Below are 16,194 nucleotides of genomic sequence, written 5' to 3' on the forward strand. Positions count from 1 at the left end.
ATGACGCGCGGAATCGAGACGGAGCAGCACTCTTTCGGGAGACGGCGAATATGGTGACCATGCGCGTGAGGTGGGTTCACGGTGCCTTGGTGGCCCAACTCGGTCTCGGGCTGTTCGTCGCGACGGCACGGGCGCAGGGGCCGACGGCAAGCGGCCAGATCGAGTTCGGAGTGCGAACCCTCTGGGACAAGTTGGCGCGGTCATCGTCGAAGTTCTCGGAGTACGAGGCGATCCCGCGGGGGCTGTTCATCAGCCAGGCGACCGCCGGTCTGAACTGGGGCGCGACCGGGTACTACGTGACGCTTCGCGCGCGGGACGCGCTGGAGGGGGACCAGCAGGTCCGCCTGCGTGGTGGCCGCCATGGACGGTGGGAGTTCGGGCTCGAGTTCGACCGGCTCCCGCACGCCTTTTCGAACACCGGACGCTCCATCTACACCCAGACCGCACCGGGTGTCTTCCGCCTCCCGGACGACGTGCAGGAGCGGCTCAGGACGATCTCCACGACCGACATCGATCCCACGTTGGCGGGCCGCCAGATCGACACGGTGCGGCTTGGGGCGCTCGTGAATGGCCTGGCACGACCCGTGGCCCTCTCGTTACGACGCGAGCGTGCTGCGGCGACGTTCCGGTACAACCCCGTGCCAAAGTGGGACATGAAGCTTCGATACAGCGAGGAGAACCAAGTTGGGACCCGGCCCTTCGGGGCCACCTTCTCCTTCAACCCCTCCGAACAGCCTGAACCGATCAACTACCGGACCCGGCAGTTCCAGGCAAACCTGCAATGGTCCGACAGGGCCTGGACCGTGCAGCTGGGATACGCGGGCTCGTTCTTCCACAATCGCGTTAGCGCCCTGGTCTGGGACAACCCGTTCCGGGAAGCGGACGTCGCCGGGAACCCGGCCGCGGGCCAGATCGACATGTACCCGTCGAACAGGACGCATCAGGGCACGCTGACGGCGGCCGTCAGCAGGCTGCCGTTCGGATCCCGCGTGACGGTCACCGCCGCCTACGGCGTCATGCTGCAGGACGACTCGCTGCTGCCCTTCACGATCAACACGGCGATTACGACCGCTCCTGCTCTGCCCGCCGCCACCGCGTCGGGAAAATTGAGGACGCTGCTCCTGAGTACCACCGCGGTGAGCCGACCGGTCCGCGACCTGACGCTGACGTTCCGCTATCGCAGCTACGAACGCGACAACCAGACGCCGAGCCTCGTGTTCTCCGACTATGTGCGGACGGATCAGACTTTGGATACGACCAACCGGCGCAACCTCCCGGTCGGGTACACCCGGCAGAACGCGGGCGTGGAAGCCTCATGGCGGGTGCTTTCGCCGGTCTCCCTGAAGGCGGGATACGACTGGGAGGGTTGGGACAGGGTGCATCGCGAGACACCCTCCACCAGCGAGCGCACCCTTGGCGGGGCGGTGAATGTGGACGGTGGCCGCGGGCTCTTCGTCCGGGCCTCGTTCCGTCGCTCCACTCGGACGGCACACGACTACGAGGCTGAGAGAGTGGCGGAGGAAGCCTTCCCCGCCGGAGAGCCGGGGCTTGGCCAGCTCGATGTGCTGCGCAAGTTCGATCAGGCCAGCCGGGAGCGAAGCCGGGCGGAACTCGTCGCCCGAGTCAGTCCGCTGGACAACCTCGACCTGTCGGCGAGCTACTCGCTGACCGACGACGACTACAACGAGAGCGCGTACGGGATGCTCACGAGCCGGGGCGCGGGCCCGTCGCTCCAGGCGACGTACAGTCCCACCCCGCGCTTAACTTTGTTCGCCGAGTACGCCCACGAGCAGAATACCATCAGCATGCGGTCGAGGCAGCGCACGCCCGCGACGGCCACGGCCCCGGTCAACGACAAGCCGGACAACGACTGGGTGAGCGACGTGCGGGACCGCGCCAACATCTACTCCATGGGGCTCTCCGGCGAGCTGCTCCCTGCGCGGCTGCGCGCCGATCTGAGCTACAGTGTCTCCGACGGGAACGGTCTGACACGGACCCGGACGCCGGGGACCCCGGACCTCGTCACCACCGCTAGGGACTATCCCCAGACTACCAGCAACCTCAGGACCGCCCGCGCCACGTTCACGTACGCCCTCGCTCGGCAGGTCGATCTGCGGTTCGCGTGGCGCTACTACCGGTACGACGAGGTTGACTACGCGCTGGACCCCATGTTGCCGTTCATGGGCTTCTACGACGGCTCCTCGGCAGCGACCGTGTGGCTGGGAGCCACCCGACCGGGCCATCGGGCGCACGTAGCGGCGCTGAGCATGGCCTACAGGCTCTGAGCGTGCAGGGAGGTCCGGTGCGTGGATTGACGTTGTGCTCGCTGGTTGCGCTCGCCGCATTGCTCGGAGCGCACCGGGGACAGACGCCCGCCACGGGGCGGGATGTCTATCGCACACGCTGCGCGATGTGCCACGGCCCGGAGGGCCGCGGCGACGGACCGGCCGGTGCTGCGCTGACCCCTCGAGCGACGAACCTGACTGTCGGCGCGGACCTGACGGCGGTTTCGGATTCGGTGGTGAGGGCGATCGTCACGAGCGGGCGGCGCGGCATGCCGGCGTTCGGCCGGATGCTGACGCGCGCACAAACCGATTCCGTCGTGGCGTACTTGCGGACGCTGCGGCACTGACCAGGCGGTGGCGGGGGTGCCGCGGCGAAGAATCCCCTTCCGGCTCCTTGTTTGGCTCGCCGCCGGGTGCGCGGCAAGCCTGCTCCCCGGGGGCTGCGGTGCGGACGCGCGACAAGCGGCAACAAGACCCGAGCCGCGCGCCTGCTGCGGCTGACCCGGGATACCTTGCGCTACCGGCTGGAGAAGTACGGCATCGGATAGCGGCCGGTGGGGCATCTGCCCCGGTCCGCCAGCGGCATCTCACCCGGCCCGGCGGTGCGCCGGATGGCACCACGTTCCGCAACTTCATACCCAGTAACGAGTACGAGGCGCAACGCACCCGCGGCCCGTTTGGTGCTAGGGAAGCACTCGGTGTCACCTGCGGGATCACGCGGATGCACTCGCCACTCCCGCGCCGTTGGGCATACAGCCTTAAGGAGGGGGCATGCGAAAGACGGTCATGTGGACGGCGATCGCCCTGAGCGGTATCGCCGCGCCGCCGGTGTTGGCGCAGGGACTCATCGTCAGCGGATACGCGACCGAGGAGCTCGAGGTGAATCTCACCAAGCCGAGAGCGAACACGTTCGACGCCCAGAACTTCAACCTGATCTTCCTGGGGCAGCTTGGCGGCGACGTGTTTGCCGCGGCGGAAGTCGAGTACGAGCACGGGGGCGAGGAGATCGAGTTCGAGTACGGCTACCTGGCGTTCACCCGGTGGTCGTTCGCGAACATCGTCGCCGGCAAGTTCCTGGTGCCGTTCGGACGCTTCAACGCCGACCTGCACCCGGCGTGGATCAGCCGGATCCCGGGTCGGCCGCTGCCGAACGATGCCATCCTTCCGGTGGGCTACAGCGACGTCGGCGTGATGGTACGCGGCGCCGCCGCGGCGGGCACCGCCGGGCGCTTCACGTACGACGTGTGGGGCGTGAACGGCCTCGCCGGGGACGCGGGCTCGGGCATCCGCGGCATGCGCGACAACAACGTGGACGCGGACAACAACATCGCGCTTGGCGCGAGGGCCGGGTTCGTCAGCACCATGGGCTTCGACGTGGGTGCCTCGTTGTACAACGGCGTGTACTGCGACTCCGCGTGCAGCAGCAGCAGCGGGGACCTCAACCTCCGCATTCTCGGGTTCGACGCCACCTACCGCCGCGGCCTGATGGAGGTTCGCGGCGAGTGGATGCAGGCCGCGCAGGACACGTCCCTGACGGCCGACGTAACCAAGAGCGGCTTCTACGTGCAGGGGTCGTACCTTTTCGTGCCGACGGTCGAGGCCGCCTTGCGGTTGTCTCAGGTGGACTTCCCGGATGCTGCCAACGACAAGCGGCGTATCAGCCTGGGCTTCAGCCTGTATCCGTCTGATGCGGCTGCGGTGCGGATTTTCTACAACATCAACAGGCATTTCGGCAGCGGCGTCACGGACCCCAAGGACGACTCGTTCATCGTGCAGTTCACGGTGGGCTTCTAGGAGGAGCGCGACATGAACACAACTTGCAAGCGCACGGCGCCGTTCGTCGCCGTAACGTCCCTCGCGGCGCTTCTGCTCCTGCCTCCGCGGCTCGCAGCCCAGGCGGCGAGTGGCCCCGAGGTGTGGGCGGCCAACTGCGGGAGCTGCCACCGGCTTCGCTCCCTGGAGACGTACACTGCATCGCAGTGGAACACCATTGCCACCCACATGGGATTGGTGGCACGCCTCACGGGGGCCGAAACGCGCGCGGTGCGCGAGTTTCTGGTGAATTCGGCGCGGGCCCGGGCGGCGGCCGAGACGGCACGCCTGCTGGCCCCGGACCTCGCGGGTGTCCCGGCCACCGGAACATCGGGCGGCGCCCAAGGCGCCGCGGTGATGACCCGCGAGAGTGGAAATATCGATCCGGTGGCGGGGCGGGACATCTACCGTGCCAGCTGTGCGGCGTGCCACGGCCCGGAGGGGCGCGGAAACGGGCCGGCTGCGGTGGCGTTGAACCCCCGGCCGACAGACTTCACCAACGCGGCACAGCGCCAGACGACGACGGACTCCGCGATCGGCGATGTGATCGAGCATGGTCGTCGCACTATGCCGGCGTTCGGGCGGACGCTGACGAGCACGCAGATCGACTCCCTGGTAGCGCACCTGAAGACGTTCCGGCGCTAGCCAGCCGGGGGAGGAGGGATGCAGCGTGTCGCGCCGGCTCGGAGTGGGAGCCGCGCTCCTCGTCTGCGTCGTCGCGTGCCGCGAGAATCCGCCGCCCCGGCCCGCAGCCGAGGTGGCGGTGTCCGCGCGTCCCGGCGCAGCAGCCGCGTTCGGGACGGCCCTCGACTCCGTCCCCTCGGTGGCGCAGCGGCCCCTGACCCCGCTGCAACTGGAGGGGCAGCAGGCCTATAACACGTTGTGCTGGACCTGCCACGGGCTCTACGGGCACGGTGACGGTCCCGCGGCCCGGGGATTCGCGGACCCCTTGCCGGATCTGGCGAGGGTCGCCCGACTCCGGTCGGACGCCGAGATCATGGAACGGATGTCCAGGCCGCGTGCCCCGGGAGCGGGAGGCCAGGCGGAGCCCCTCTGGCACGCGCTCGAGCCCGAGGCAAAGCGCGCCGCCGTGGCGTATCTGCGGAGCTTCGCCCCGACCGGATCCCAGGGAAACCCTGCCGCCGGCCGCCTCGTTTACGCCACCTACTGCGTACACTGCCACGGCGTACGTGGCGCGGGGGACGGCAGGCTGGCACCCGCGCTGGGGAGCCGCCGCGCCAGTCTTCTCCATCTCACGCTCCACGGACATGAAGCACAGGTGCTTGCGACCATCCGGCGCGGTTCTATCCGGCACGACGCATTCATGCCTGAGTGGGGGCGCGCCTTCACCGATCCGCAGTTATGGGACGTCGTTGCCTACCTTCAGGTGCTTCAAGCCACCCACTGAACGGCTCAAACACGGTCCTTTGCCCAGGCCAGCGTTGCCCTAATCGCCCGCTGCCACTCCCGCCACCGCTCGTCCGCCATCCGGCGCGGGTGGAACTCGGCGTAATGCCGGGCGGCCACGAACCCCTCCGATGACTTCCAGACGCCCGTTGCGATGCCGGCGAGACCGGCGGCACCCATCGCCGTCGTCTCGATCACATCGGGCCGGCGGATCGGCACGCCCAGGACATCGGCCTGGAACTGCATCAGCCAGTCGTTGGCCGCCGCGCCGCCGTCCACCCGCAAATCGGCGAGTGAAAGGCCGGCGTCCGCGCTCATGGCGTCCAGCACTTCCTTGGTGGAGAAGGCCATCGCCTCGAGGGCCGCGCGCGCGAGGTGCGCCTTCGAAGTGCCGCGGGTGAGACCGTAGATCGCGCCGCGGGCCTCCGGCTCCCAGTGCGGCGCGCCGAGTCCGACGAAGGCCGGGACGAAGACCACGCCGCCGGTGTCGGGCACGCTGCGTGCCAGAGTCTCGGTCTCCTTCGCGCCGGCGATGATACCGAGGCCGTCCCGCAGCCACTGCACCGCGGCGCCCGCGATGAACACGGAGCCCTCCAGTGCGTAGGCCGCCTTCCCTTCCGCATCGCACGCGACGGTCGTGAGAAGGCCATGCGTGCTGTGCGCGCGCTCCTGCCCGGTGTTCAGGAGCAGGAACGCGCCGGTCCCGTAGGTGTTCTTCGCCCCGCCGGCGGCGAAACATCCCTGTCCGAACAACGCGGCCTGCTGGTCTCCGGCGATGCCGGCGATGGGGATCTCGTGACCGAACCACTCGGCGTCGGCGAGCCCGAAGATGCCCGAGGATGGGTGGATCTCGGGCAGCAGCTCGCGCGGAACGCCGAACAGCGCGAGCAGCTCGTCGTCCCACTGGTGATGGCCGATGTCGTACAGCATCGTGCGCGACGCGTTGCTCGGATCGGTGACGTGGGCGCGGCCCTTGGAGAGCTGGTGCACGAGCCAGGAGTCCACGGTCCCGAACGCGGCGTGCTTCGGCCTGCCCAGCTCCCTGAGCAGCCACTCGAGCTTGGTTGCGGAGAAGTAGGGATCGGGGACGAGGCCGGTCTTCTCGCGGATCAGTGCGGGATCGAGCTGGCGGCAGCGCTCCGCGGTGCGGCGGTCCTGCCAGACGATGGCGCGATGGAGCGGGGCGCCGGACTTCCGGTCCCAGAGCACCGTCGTCTCGCGCTGGTTGGTGATGCCGATGGCGGTGATGTCCTTGCGGCTGACGCGGGCGTTGCCGAGCGCCTGGCGCGCGGCTTCGAGCGTGACCCGCCAGATGTCGTCCGGCTCGTGCTCCACCCAACCCGGGCGCGGGAAGTGCTGCGGAAGCTCGCGATACCCTCGACCGAGTACGCGGCCCTCCGCGTCCACGACGAGGGCGGTGCTGCCGGTGGTGCCCTGGTCGAGGGCGAGGACGGTCTTCACGCGGGTTAATGTTCGCGAAGCCGCCCTCGCCGCAAGCCTACCGCCGCGAAGCGCTGCCGAGGTAGAGGACGATCTGTTGCGTCTGCTCGGGGGTCACGCCGCTCACCCGCATGCGCTCCATGTTGCGCTCCATACGCATGACCACAGCCGGCCAGTCGGCAGAGGAGTGGGATCGTGGGTCGGGGAGCGTGTGGCAGCGACTGCAGCGCTCCTCGAACACCTCGCGTCCCGCTCCCGGCGGCAGGTTCTGGGCCACCTTGAGCGCGTTGGCGAGCACGTAGTTCAGGAGCTGCATGCGGTCGGCCGAGGTCGGGGTGACTACGCCGAGCTCTCCGTGCATCATGTCGATGCGGACCCACATCCGCCGCGCGACGGACGGCCAGTCCTGCGGCGCGTGCATCGCCGGCGACGGCAGCGCGTGACACTGGGTACAGTACGCCACGAGCAGCTGCGCTCCGCGGGAGGCCGGCTGCGGCAGGCTCTCGGCCACTAGTCCCTCCGGCGGCAGCGCGATCGTCGTCGCCGTGAGCAGCCGTCGCTCCTGCAGGTTCAGCGCGGGGTTGGCGACCGCCTGGGAAGCCACGTCCTGTGACGCCGACTCCGGTTTGCTGCAAGCGGCCAGCACGAGACCCAGGGCCAGGAACCGGAAACGGGGCATGGCGATCCTCCATGACGGTGGCAAGCGGGCGCGCAACGCGCTCATCAACTATGATTGACCGGCAGCAAGACCTCAAGACCTCGATGTCATTCGCGAGCCTCTAAAGATCACGGCGGCGTGAAGCGCAGCGACCTCATCCGACATCTGGAGAGGCACGGTTCCCGGCGCCCAAGAAACTGACCCCCAAACTGATCCCCGTGGCGCTGCAACGAAAAGCCCCGAGCCGACAACCCAATGTCGACCCGGGGCTTACACAGTCGGGACGGCGGGATTTGAACCCGCGACCCCCTGAACCCCATTCAGGTGCGCTACCGGACTGCGCTACGTCCCGTCGATCCTGCAACCAGACCGGTACTTCGTGGGGTCGCGGGTTCCCGCGATCCCCCTGATTCGATGCCCCGAGCAACGCGAGGGGCGAGAACGGCTGCGGTCGCCGAGTGAGCGACCCGTCGCGAACCCGGCGACTGCGGCACACCCCATTCAGGTGCGCTACCGGACTGCGCTACGTCTCGTCGATCCTGCAACCAGACCGGTACTTCGTGGGGTCGCGGGTTCCCGCGATCCCCCTGATTCGATGCCCCGAGCAACGCGAGGGGCGAGAACGGCTGCGGTCGCCGGGTGAGCGACCCGTCGCGAACCCGGCGACTGCGGCACACCCCATTCAGGTGCGCTACCGGACTGCGCTACGTCCCGTAAACCGTCTTGAAGCCGCAGCGCTACCGGACTGCGCTACGTCCCGCGTAAGGCGCCGTCAATGTAGCACCTTCGCGCTCGTCTCGGCACCCGTCAGCCATGGGCCACGTCCGGGCCTTCATCCCCGGCGCCGGCCCCGGCTTCGCTGGTGACGGCCCGGTGAGGCCCCGTTGACAGCTGCATATATAATGTGCATATCTATGCATATGCGAACGACACTCATCCTGGATGACGCGCTGGTCGAGCGAGCCCGCCGGCTCACCGGCCTCACCGAGAAAACCGCGCTGGTCCACGCCGGCCTCAGGGCGCTGATCGAGCGCGAGGCCGCGCGGCGCCTGGCCGCCCTCGGCGGCACGATGCCCGACCTCGAGGCACCGCCGCGCCGCCGCTTCCCGCCCGCTCAGAAGCGCCGCCGGCGCCCGTGATCGTCCTGGCCGACACGTCGGTCTGGGTGGACCACTGGCGACGCGGCAACCCGGCCTTCGCGGAACGGCTGGCGGGCAACCACATCGCCGTCCACCCCTTCGTCCTCGGGGAGCTGGCGCTGGGCGCGATCAGCCCGCGGGCCGCGGTGCTCGCCGGCCTGAGGTCGCTCCCGGCCGCGCGCGTTGCCGACGACGACGAGGTGCTCGGGCTGATCGAGCGCCGGCGTCTCGCCGGCCGCGGCATCGGCTGGGTGGACTGCCATCTCCTCGCCTCCGCCCTGCTCGACCAGGTTCGCCTCTGGACGCTCGACCGGCGGCTCGCGCGTATCGCGACGGAGGCCGGCGCCGCCTGGACCGGATGAACCCGGCCGAATTCGGCGCGGTGCGTCAAGGCCGACTCGGCTAGCGCACGATCACCCGCTGCGTCCGCGTCTGCCCCGGCTCGTCGTATCCCACGGTGAGCCGGTATTCCCCCCGCGCCGGCGGCGTCCACCAGAAGTCGTACGTCTCCCCGATCTGCACCCGCGCCTCGGCGCGCCGCTCGACCGACTGCGCCGCCGGAAGGTCCGCTCCGTCCTTCGCCACCCAACGCCACGTCACCGGTCGGCCGCGCTGCTCGATCGCGAACCGGAGCTTCAGCGCCGCGCCGATGTTCACCAGCCGGAACCGGTGCGCCACGCCGAAGGAAAGCTCCAGCAGCTTGGGCAGCGAGTCGCCGTTCATCAGGATGTGCGGCGGGTCCTCTTCGCCATCCCACCCGGCCACCACGACGTGGTCGGTCGCGGGATCGAACCCCTGGCCGGGCTCGAGCACCACGATCGCGCCGTAGAGCCCGGCGCCCAGCTGGATGACATCGTTGAGGTGGGTGTGATAGATGAACGTCCCGGACCTCGGCACGGTGAGGTGCGCCGTGAAGGAGTCCCCCGGCGCGATCGAGGACGCGACGCTCGCGCCCATCCCGCTCCATCCCGGAACGCCGTCGGAGCGACTCTCCAGCTCGATGCCGTGCCAGTGCACCCCGGTGGCTTCCACGAGATGGTTGACGACGGTGATGTCGGTGGGCTCGCCCCGCGCCAGCACCAGGAGCGGGCCCGGAATCTCGATCGAGTCGCGCGCCGGCTCGCGCCCGTCCCGCTCGAGGACGTAGCCGAGCGCCCGCGGCGAGCGACCTCGCCGCCGCCCCTCCTGCACCAGGAGCCGGAGCGCTCGCGGATGCACGCGGTCGGGCGCGCGCCACCCGCGCGGCGCGTTAACCGTGATGCCGAGGACCAGCCCCGCCATGTGCCGGCCGACGTCGGGCGAGAGGTTCTCGTGGACGCGCTCGTCGTCACCGGAATCGGGGGGCGCGAGCCGCGCTCCGCCGGGCACGACGTGGAACGCGATGTGACAGTGGAACAGCCAGTTGCCGTCGCGGTCCGGCACCCAGCTCACCGCCATCGTCTGACGCTCCCGCATGTCCTCGGTGACGACGAGCCGCCGGCGCTCCGGGGCGTAGAGGGTGTCGGCGTAGGCGTCCCCGCGCGCGTTCACCGAGTAGTAGAAGCCGTGGAGGTGCATGGGATGCGGCCGCAGGCTCGCGTTGACCCAGCGCCAGCGCACCGTGTCGCCGATGGTGGCTTGGATGTGCTCCGTGTACGGGAAGGCGCGGCCGTTGATGGCGAGCGCGTTCCGGTAATTCACCGAGTCCACCGGCTGGCCCCAGATGTTGATCACGAAGACGCGGTCGTCGGTGCGCCCCGTCGCCGAGTCCACGACGAACGCGCCCGCGAGCTGCTCGCGCTCGACGCTGTCCGACTGCGCGCCCACTCGCGCCCGGTAGAAGTAGGTGCCCGGCGCGCCGGCGGCGAACCGCACCAGGACGCTGTCGCCGGGCCGGATCACGAGGCTGTCGCGCGCCGCGCTGCCCCAGCCGGTGGCGCCGGGGGCTCGGCGCGTCGTGAGCCCGAACACCGTGACGGTCGAATCGGGAAGGGTGTTCCGCACCGTGGCCGCGATCGTCGTGCCGGTGCGCACGCGGAGAAGCGGGCCAGGGATCCGCGGCGCCTTCCCCGTCTCCGCGAAGCCTTCCACCATCAGGCTGGGGCCGCGGTCGCTCTCGGGGCGCCACTCGGCGCGAACGACATCGAGCTGGATCGTAAGCACCCCGGTGTTCAAGCGGCCCGCCGGCTCACGATTGTCGTTGGCGCGGACCACGTGCGGGTCTTCGGCGCGGCCGCCGCACCCGGCTGCCAGAGCGGACAGCGCGAACGCGAGCGCGACGCGCGCCACGGCTCGGCGTCGCCGGGCGCCATCGAACGGCGCGCGTTGTCGGGGGGAGATCACACGGGAGCATCGGCCACTGCCGCGGCGGCGTCAAGCCTCGCCTGCCGACGCCTCAGTGGTATCATTGGTGCGTGACCATCCACGACCCGTACAACGCGTTCATCACCCGTACGCCCCGGGACGGCGCGGGGATCCGCCTGGCGGTGAAGGACCTGATCGCCACGGGCGGGGTGCGGACCACGGCGGGCTCGAGGATCCTCGCCGACTGGATCCCGCGGCGCGACGCGCCCATCGTGCGCGCGCTCAAACAGGCCGGCTACGTAGTGATCGGGAAGACGAACACCCACGAGTTCGCCTTCGGCACGACGAACGACAATCCCCACTACGGCGCCACGAAGAACCCCTGGAACCCGTCGCTCACGACCGGCGGATCCAGCGGCGGCTCCGCGGCGGCGGTGGCCGCCGGGCTGGTGCCGGTGGCGCTCGGGACCGACACCGCGGGCTCGATCCGCATTCCGGCCGCGCTGTGCGGGTGCGTGGGGTTGAAGCCGTCATACGGACTGCTGTCGACCCGCGGAATTGTGCCGCTCGCGCCCACGCTGGACACGGCGGGCCCGCTCGCTCGAACCGTGGATGAGGCCAGGCGCGCACTCGAGGCGATGACGGGCGAACGATACGCCGAAGAGCTGCCGCGCAAGCCGAGGATCGGAGTGCCGGCACACTACGTCTACGATCGGGTGGATGCGGAGGTCGAGTCGTGCGTGCGCGACGCGATCGCTTCGATCGGCGCGGAGGTGCGCGAGATCCGGATCCCGGAGCTGGAAGCGTGCGGGCAGGCGGGGATCAGCATCGTGCGGCCGGAGGCGCTCGCGTTCCACCGGCGCTGGTTCCCGGAGCGCGCGGCCGAGTATGGGGCGGACGTCGCGAAGTCGCTGCAACTGGCGAGCGAGATCTCCGCCGCGGAGTACCTGGCGGCGAGGGCGCAGCGCCGCGCGATCAGCCGGGCGATGCGGCGGGCGCTGCGCGAGGTCGATGTCCTCGCCGGACCGACGGTACCGATCCTGGCGTTCGAGAACCGGGTGGCGTACGAGCCGGTCCTGCCGGGCGGAGAGCTGCCGCGCCACGCGTTGACGAGGCTCACCTATCCGTTCAGCCTGAGCCGGCTTCCCGCGATCAGCATCCCGTGCGGGCTCTCCCGCACGGGACTGCCGATCGGACTTCAGTTAGGCGCTGGCCCACGGCGCGAGGGGTTGCTGCTCGCGGTGGCCCGCATGTTCGAAGCGAGCGTCAGCTTCCGGCCCTGGACGGCATCATGACGTGCACGTACGGGGTCCCCTTCCACATGACCCATGGCCCGCCGCTCGTCGGATGATCGGGGATGCCGTTGAGGGTGTTGAGCATGCTCCGCGGCACGATCATCATGAGGTGCGGTCCTTCCGTCCCCCACTCCTGCCCTGAATCCGGCCGCATCTTGAACGGGTCGGTCATGCTGGCCGCCTGGCCGCCCTTGAGCATGTAGGCGACGCCGACGCCGGTCGGGTTCGGGGCCCCATGAGACACGTATGCCTGCACCCAGCCCATCCACTGCGCGTCGAGGCACTGGGGATCGTCCATCGGCGAGTTGGGCTCGTCGGGGAAGCAGGTCCAGCCGTTGGTACCGGCGCGGAGCTGCGTCGGCTGCGCGCCCTCACTCGCCGGCCAATCCATGATCGTCGCTCCCTGACCGATCTCGGCAGGAGCCGCGCTCATAGCGTCGGCGATCTTCCATTCGGGCGTTCCGGGCGCCGGGCCGGCCGCCGCCGCCGCTGCGGGATGTTCGGCCGCTTCGTCTTCCTTTTCGCACGCCGCGCACAGGGCCACGAGCGCGAGGCTTGGCAGAACCAGCTGCCACTTCCGCATAACTCCTCCAGTTGAATCGGTGCCAAAGAGCGTGCATCGCGGTCGGCGTTAGCGCAATGGCGCGGAAGTGGCGGCCCGCCGCGGCCAACCCGGGGCGCACCAGAGGCCCCTGAATGCGGGGGTTGACACTTCATACGATCGTATGAATAATTCATACACTCGTATGACGCACCGGCTTTCTCGTTATCTATCCCATCTACGACGGAGCAGCTTCGCGCGACCGGCCGCGATTCAGAGCGGCGGCCCGGTCTCAGCCGCGACCGGGTTCCGGCTCGGCCGCGCCGGCGTTCCTGGAACAAGGCTGACTTGCAGGGTCGGTTCCAGGAGTCACCGAGGTACAGGCCGACCTCGGTGAGAGCACACGATCTGAGACCACAGGATCACTGTACCGACCGGCTACTGGCCGCGGGGCGCGAGTTGTTCGCGCGTAACGGCTACGATGGCACCTCGGTCCGCGCCATTACGTCGAAGTCGAAGGCCAACCTCGGCGCCATCACCTATCACTTCGGCTCCAAGCACGTCCTCTACTACGCGGTCCTCTCGCTGCTCATGAAACCGCTCGGCAAACGGGTCAGCTTCTCCCTGTTGAGCGAGCGGCCGCCCCTCGACAAGGTCGAATCGGTGGTGCGCGTGTTCTTCGACCACATCCGTGCCAACCAGGACATGCCCGCCATCATGATTCGTGAGATAGCGAGCGGACGGCCTGTCCCGCGACTCGTCTCCGAGACGATGGGCCAGGTCCTTCAGCAGCTGTCCGCGGTTATCGCCGAGGGGCAGGCAGACGGCACCATTCGCTCCGGCGACCCGTTGCTGCTGGCGCTCAGCTGCGTCGCTCAGCCCATCTACCTCAACCTCGCGCGCCGCGCGATCGCCGCGGCGGCGGGCCTCGACCAGGACGACGCCGCCGTATTCCACCGGGTGGTGGAGCACGCGGTCGAAACCGTGCGCGCCTCCCTCAGGGCCTCATGATCGGACTACTCCTTGCCATGGCGATCCAGGACCCGGGCCGCCTGACGCTCGCGCAGACCGTGCAGCGCGCCCTCGCGCAGTACCCGACGGTCGCGGCCGCGCGCGCCGTCCGCGACCGCGCCGCCGCCGACCTCGGCGAGGCCACGGCCGGCCGCCGGCCGCGCCTCTCCTTGGACGCCTCGCTCACCCGGTTCCAGGAGCCGATGGTGGTTTTCCCGCTCCACGGCTTCGATCCGGCCAACCCGCCACTCTTCGATCGCACGCTGATCCAGTCGGGCGTGACGCTGAACTGGACCCTCTTCGACTTCGGCAACCGCGCCTCGCGCGTCCGCGCCGCCCGCGCCCTGGGCGGCGCCGCCGACGCGGCCCTCGGCGCCGCCCTGAGTCAGCTGGTAGCGCGCGCGTCGAACGCGTACCTGCGAGTGCTCACCGCGCGTGGCGTGCTCGCGGCGCAGGACCAGCGGCTCGCCGCCCTCACCGCGGAATCGGAGCGCGCGCGGCGCCTCCTCGCTGAAGGCAAAGCCGCCCGCGTCGAGATCCTCCGGGTGGCCGCCGAGCTGGCCCGCTCCCGCGCCGACCGCATCGCCACCGAGGCGCAGCTCGAGGTGGCCGAGCACGACCTCGCCCAGCTCGCGCAACTGCGCTACGACCAGGTGCACGCCGACTCGCTCGCCCCGCTCGCGCTCTCCGACACGACCCCCGCGCCCGACCGCGCCGCGATCGTGGCCCGTGCCCGTGACAGCAGCCCGGAGCTCCTCGAGGTGCGCCGCCGCTCCGAGGCGGCGCAGGCGGGGCTCGTCGCGGCCCGCGCCACGCGCTTCCCGGAGCTTCGTCTCAGCAGCGGCTACTTCGACCGCGGCCGCGGCTCCGGCGACTTCAAAGCCGAGTGGCAGGCCGGCGTGGGCCTCTCCTACGCGCTCTACACCGGCGGCAGCCGGTCCAGCCAGATCAGCCGCGCCGACGCCGACCGGCGTGGGGCCGGCGAGCAGCTCCGGCTCGCCGAGCTCAACGTCGAACAGGGCGTGGACCGCGCCCTCGCGGCGGTGCGCGAGGCCCACGCGCGGGTGGCCGCGCTCCAGAGCGCGGTGGAGCAGTCGGAAGAAGTGGCCCGCATCGAGCGGCTCTCTCTCGAAGTGGGCTCCGGCACGCAGACCGACTATCTCGACGCCGAGGCGAACCTCCTGCGCGCCCGCGCCAGCCTGATCGAGGTGCGGAACGCGGAGATCTCCGCGCGCATCGAGCTGGCCCGGATCGCGGGCGAGCTGTCCCCCGACTGGATCACGACCAAGGTGACACATGGACCGTAGGCGCATCCTCATCCCGTTGGCCGCCATTGCGGCCATCGCCATCGCCCTGAAGCTCACCGTCTTCAGGAGTGACGGCGCCGACGGCGGGCTCGAAGCTTCGGGCACGGTAGAGGCCACGGAGGCCGAGCTGGGCTTCCAGGTCCCGGGCCGCATCGAGGCGATCCTGGTGCGTGAGGGCGATCGGGTCACCGCGGGCCAGGAACTGGCCCGACTCGACCGCGCGGAGCTGGACGCGCGGAAGCAGCAGGTACAGGCGCAGCTCGCCGCGGCTCGGGCGCTCCTCTCCGAGATGGAGTCGGGGGCGCGGAGCGAAGAGGTCGCGCAGGCGCGCGAGGCGCTGCGCGCCGCGAACGAGCGATACGCCGACGCGCGGCGCGACCTGGACCGCACCCAGCGTCTGGTGGAAGGCGGCGCACTCTCCCAGGAGAGGCTGGACCGCGCCCGCCTCCAGCTCGAGCTGCTCCAGAGCCAGCGCGACCAGGCCCAGCAGCAGGTCCAGCTGGTCGAAACGGGCCCGCGCCGCGAGCGCATCGAAGGACAACGCGCCTCGGTGGCGCAGGCTGAAGCAGCGGTCCGCCAGATTGACGCGTCGCTCGCCAACGCGGTGATCCGCGCGCCGTTCGCCGGAGTCGTCACCGTGAAGGACCGCGAGCTCGGCGAGACGGTCGGCGCGGGCGCGCCCGTCCTCACCATCATGAACCTCGACGACCGATGGGTCCGGATCTACATCCGCGAAGACCGCATCGGCGCGGTTCGCATCGGCGAGGACGCGACCATCACCGCCGACACCTATCCGGGCCGGACGTACCGCGGCCAAGTGGCGTTCATCGCCAGCCAGGCCGAGTTCACGCCGCGCAACGTGCAGACCGCCGAAGAGCGAGTGAAGCTGGTGTACGCGGTGAAGGTGCGCGTGACCCAGGATTCGACCTACGACCTTAAGCCGGGGATCCCGGCAGACGTCAGGCTCAGCGGGAGCCGGGAGCCGGGAGCCGTTCCTTGAGTGCCGCCGTTCAGCT

General features: G+C 70.0%; 15 protein-coding genes and 1 tRNA gene. 11 read left to right on the forward strand and 5 right to left on the reverse strand.

Going from position 1 to position 16,194, the window contains the following annotated elements; translation table 11 throughout:
* The first annotated feature begins 89 nt into the window (after window positions 1–89).
* The 5 genes from Q8Q85_13235 to Q8Q85_13255 all read left to right on the forward strand — a co-directional run bounded on the left by Q8Q85_13235 (window position 90) and on the right by Q8Q85_13255 (window position 5,505).
* Window positions 90–2,285: an MtrB/PioB family decaheme-associated outer membrane protein gene (locus Q8Q85_13235; protein MDP3775220.1), complete on the forward strand. Its 2,196-nt coding sequence runs from the start codon at window positions 90–92 to the stop codon at window positions 2,283–2,285.
* Between the two features lie 17 nt (window positions 2,286–2,302).
* The gene (locus tag Q8Q85_13240) at window positions 2,303–2,632 is read left to right on the forward strand and encodes a cytochrome c (protein ID MDP3775221.1); all 330 of its coding nucleotides are present in this window, start codon (window positions 2,303–2,305) and stop codon (window positions 2,630–2,632) included.
* 424 nt (window positions 2,633–3,056) lie between these two features.
* On the forward strand, window positions 3,057–4,079 hold the full coding sequence (locus tag Q8Q85_13245; protein ID MDP3775222.1) for a hypothetical protein: 1,023 nt from the start codon (window positions 3,057–3,059) through the stop codon (window positions 4,077–4,079).
* 12 nt (window positions 4,080–4,091) lie between these two features.
* On the forward strand, window positions 4,092–4,742 hold the full coding sequence (locus Q8Q85_13250) for a cytochrome c (GenBank protein MDP3775223.1): 651 nt from the start codon (window positions 4,092–4,094) through the stop codon (window positions 4,740–4,742).
* A 25-nt stretch (window positions 4,743–4,767) separates the two neighbouring features.
* A complete protein-coding gene (locus Q8Q85_13255) occupies window positions 4,768–5,505 on the forward strand; it encodes a c-type cytochrome (GenBank protein ID MDP3775224.1) in 738 nt (245 codons plus the stop codon).
* A 5-nt stretch (window positions 5,506–5,510) separates the two neighbouring features.
* Here the strand turns inward: Q8Q85_13255 and glpK are convergent, their stop codons facing one another.
* The 3 genes from glpK to Q8Q85_13270 all read right to left on the reverse strand — a co-directional run bounded on the left by glpK (window position 5,511) and on the right by Q8Q85_13270 (window position 7,954).
* A complete protein-coding gene (gene glpK, locus Q8Q85_13260) occupies window positions 5,511–6,965 on the reverse strand; it encodes a glycerol kinase GlpK (protein MDP3775225.1) in 1,455 nt (484 codons plus the stop codon).
* 37 nt (window positions 6,966–7,002) lie between these two features.
* Entirely contained in the window at window positions 7,003–7,623 is a 621-nt protein-coding gene (locus Q8Q85_13265; GenBank protein ID MDP3775226.1) for a hypothetical protein, read from the reverse strand.
* 257 nt (window positions 7,624–7,880) lie between these two features.
* Window positions 7,881–7,954: transfer RNA gene (locus tag Q8Q85_13270), tRNA-Pro, on the reverse strand.
* Window positions 7,955–8,522: 568 nt separating this feature from the next.
* Between Q8Q85_13270 and Q8Q85_13275 the strand changes: the two genes are divergently transcribed.
* A complete protein-coding gene (locus tag Q8Q85_13275) occupies window positions 8,523–8,741 on the forward strand; it encodes a type II toxin-antitoxin system VapB family antitoxin (protein ID MDP3775227.1) in 219 nt (72 codons plus the stop codon).
* A complete protein-coding gene (locus tag Q8Q85_13280; GenBank protein ID MDP3775228.1) occupies window positions 8,738–9,103 on the forward strand; it encodes a PIN domain-containing protein in 366 nt (121 codons plus the stop codon). The genes Q8Q85_13275 and Q8Q85_13280 overlap by 4 nt, the downstream gene beginning before the upstream one ends.
* Before the next feature lie 40 nt (window positions 9,104–9,143).
* Here the strand turns inward: Q8Q85_13280 and Q8Q85_13285 are convergent, their stop codons facing one another.
* Window positions 9,144–11,009: a multicopper oxidase domain-containing protein gene (locus Q8Q85_13285; GenBank protein MDP3775229.1), complete on the reverse strand. Its 1,866-nt coding sequence runs from the start codon at window positions 11,007–11,009 to the stop codon at window positions 9,144–9,146.
* A 125-nt stretch (window positions 11,010–11,134) separates the two neighbouring features.
* On the opposite strand from Q8Q85_13285, the gene Q8Q85_13290 reads away from it, so the two are divergent.
* Window positions 11,135–12,319, forward strand: coding sequence for an amidase (locus Q8Q85_13290; protein ID MDP3775230.1), 1,185 nt, complete (start codon window positions 11,135–11,137; stop codon window positions 12,317–12,319).
* Here the strand turns inward: Q8Q85_13290 and Q8Q85_13295 are convergent.
* Window positions 12,291–12,902 (reverse strand): hypothetical protein, encoded by a 612-nt coding sequence (locus Q8Q85_13295; protein MDP3775231.1) that lies wholly within the window; start codon window positions 12,900–12,902, stop codon window positions 12,291–12,293. The genes Q8Q85_13290 and Q8Q85_13295 overlap by 29 nt on opposite strands.
* 351 nt (window positions 12,903–13,253) lie before the next feature.
* Between Q8Q85_13295 and Q8Q85_13300 the strand changes: the two genes are divergently transcribed.
* The 3 genes from Q8Q85_13300 to Q8Q85_13310 are packed head-to-tail and all read left to right on the forward strand — an operon-like array spanning window position 13,254 to window position 16,178.
* Entirely contained in the window at window positions 13,254–13,871 is a 618-nt protein-coding gene (locus Q8Q85_13300; protein MDP3775232.1) for a TetR/AcrR family transcriptional regulator, read from the forward strand.
* Entirely contained in the window at window positions 13,868–15,178 is a 1,311-nt protein-coding gene (locus tag Q8Q85_13305) for a TolC family protein (protein ID MDP3775233.1), read from the forward strand. Before Q8Q85_13300 ends, Q8Q85_13305 begins: the two co-directional genes overlap by 4 nt.
* Complete coding sequence (locus Q8Q85_13310; protein MDP3775234.1) at window positions 15,168–16,178, forward strand: efflux RND transporter periplasmic adaptor subunit; 1,011 nt, start codon at window positions 15,168–15,170, stop codon at window positions 16,176–16,178. Before Q8Q85_13305 ends, Q8Q85_13310 begins: the two co-directional genes overlap by 11 nt.
* Window positions 16,179–16,194 lie beyond the last annotated feature (16 nt).

Source organism: Gemmatimonadales bacterium, assembly GCA_030697825.1.
GTDB lineage: Bacteria > Gemmatimonadota > Gemmatimonadetes > Gemmatimonadales > JACORV01 > JACORV01.

Bases quoted from the DNA above. Each gene is read 5' to 3' on its own strand.
- Q8Q85_13245 (MDP3775222.1), top strand. From the start codon at position 3,057: ATGCGAAAGACGGTCATGTGGACGGCGATCGCCCTGAGCGGTATCGCC.
- Q8Q85_13250 (MDP3775223.1), top strand. From the start codon at position 4,092: ATGAACACAACTTGCAAGCGCACGGCGCCGTTCGTCGCCGTAACGTCC.
- Q8Q85_13265 (MDP3775226.1), bottom strand. From the start codon at position 7,623: ATGCCCCGTTTCCGGTTCCTGGCCCTGGGTCTCGTGCTGGCCGCTTGC.
- Q8Q85_13275 (MDP3775227.1), top strand. From the start codon at position 8,523: ATGCGAACGACACTCATCCTGGATGACGCGCTGGTCGAGCGAGCCCGC.
- Q8Q85_13295 (MDP3775231.1), bottom strand. From the start codon at position 12,902: ATGCGGAAGTGGCAGCTGGTTCTGCCAAGCCTCGCGCTCGTGGCCCTG.
- Q8Q85_13305 (MDP3775233.1), top strand. From the start codon at position 13,868: ATGATCGGACTACTCCTTGCCATGGCGATCCAGGACCCGGGCCGCCTG.
- Q8Q85_13310 (MDP3775234.1), top strand. From the start codon at position 15,168: ATGGACCGTAGGCGCATCCTCATCCCGTTGGCCGCCATTGCGGCCATC.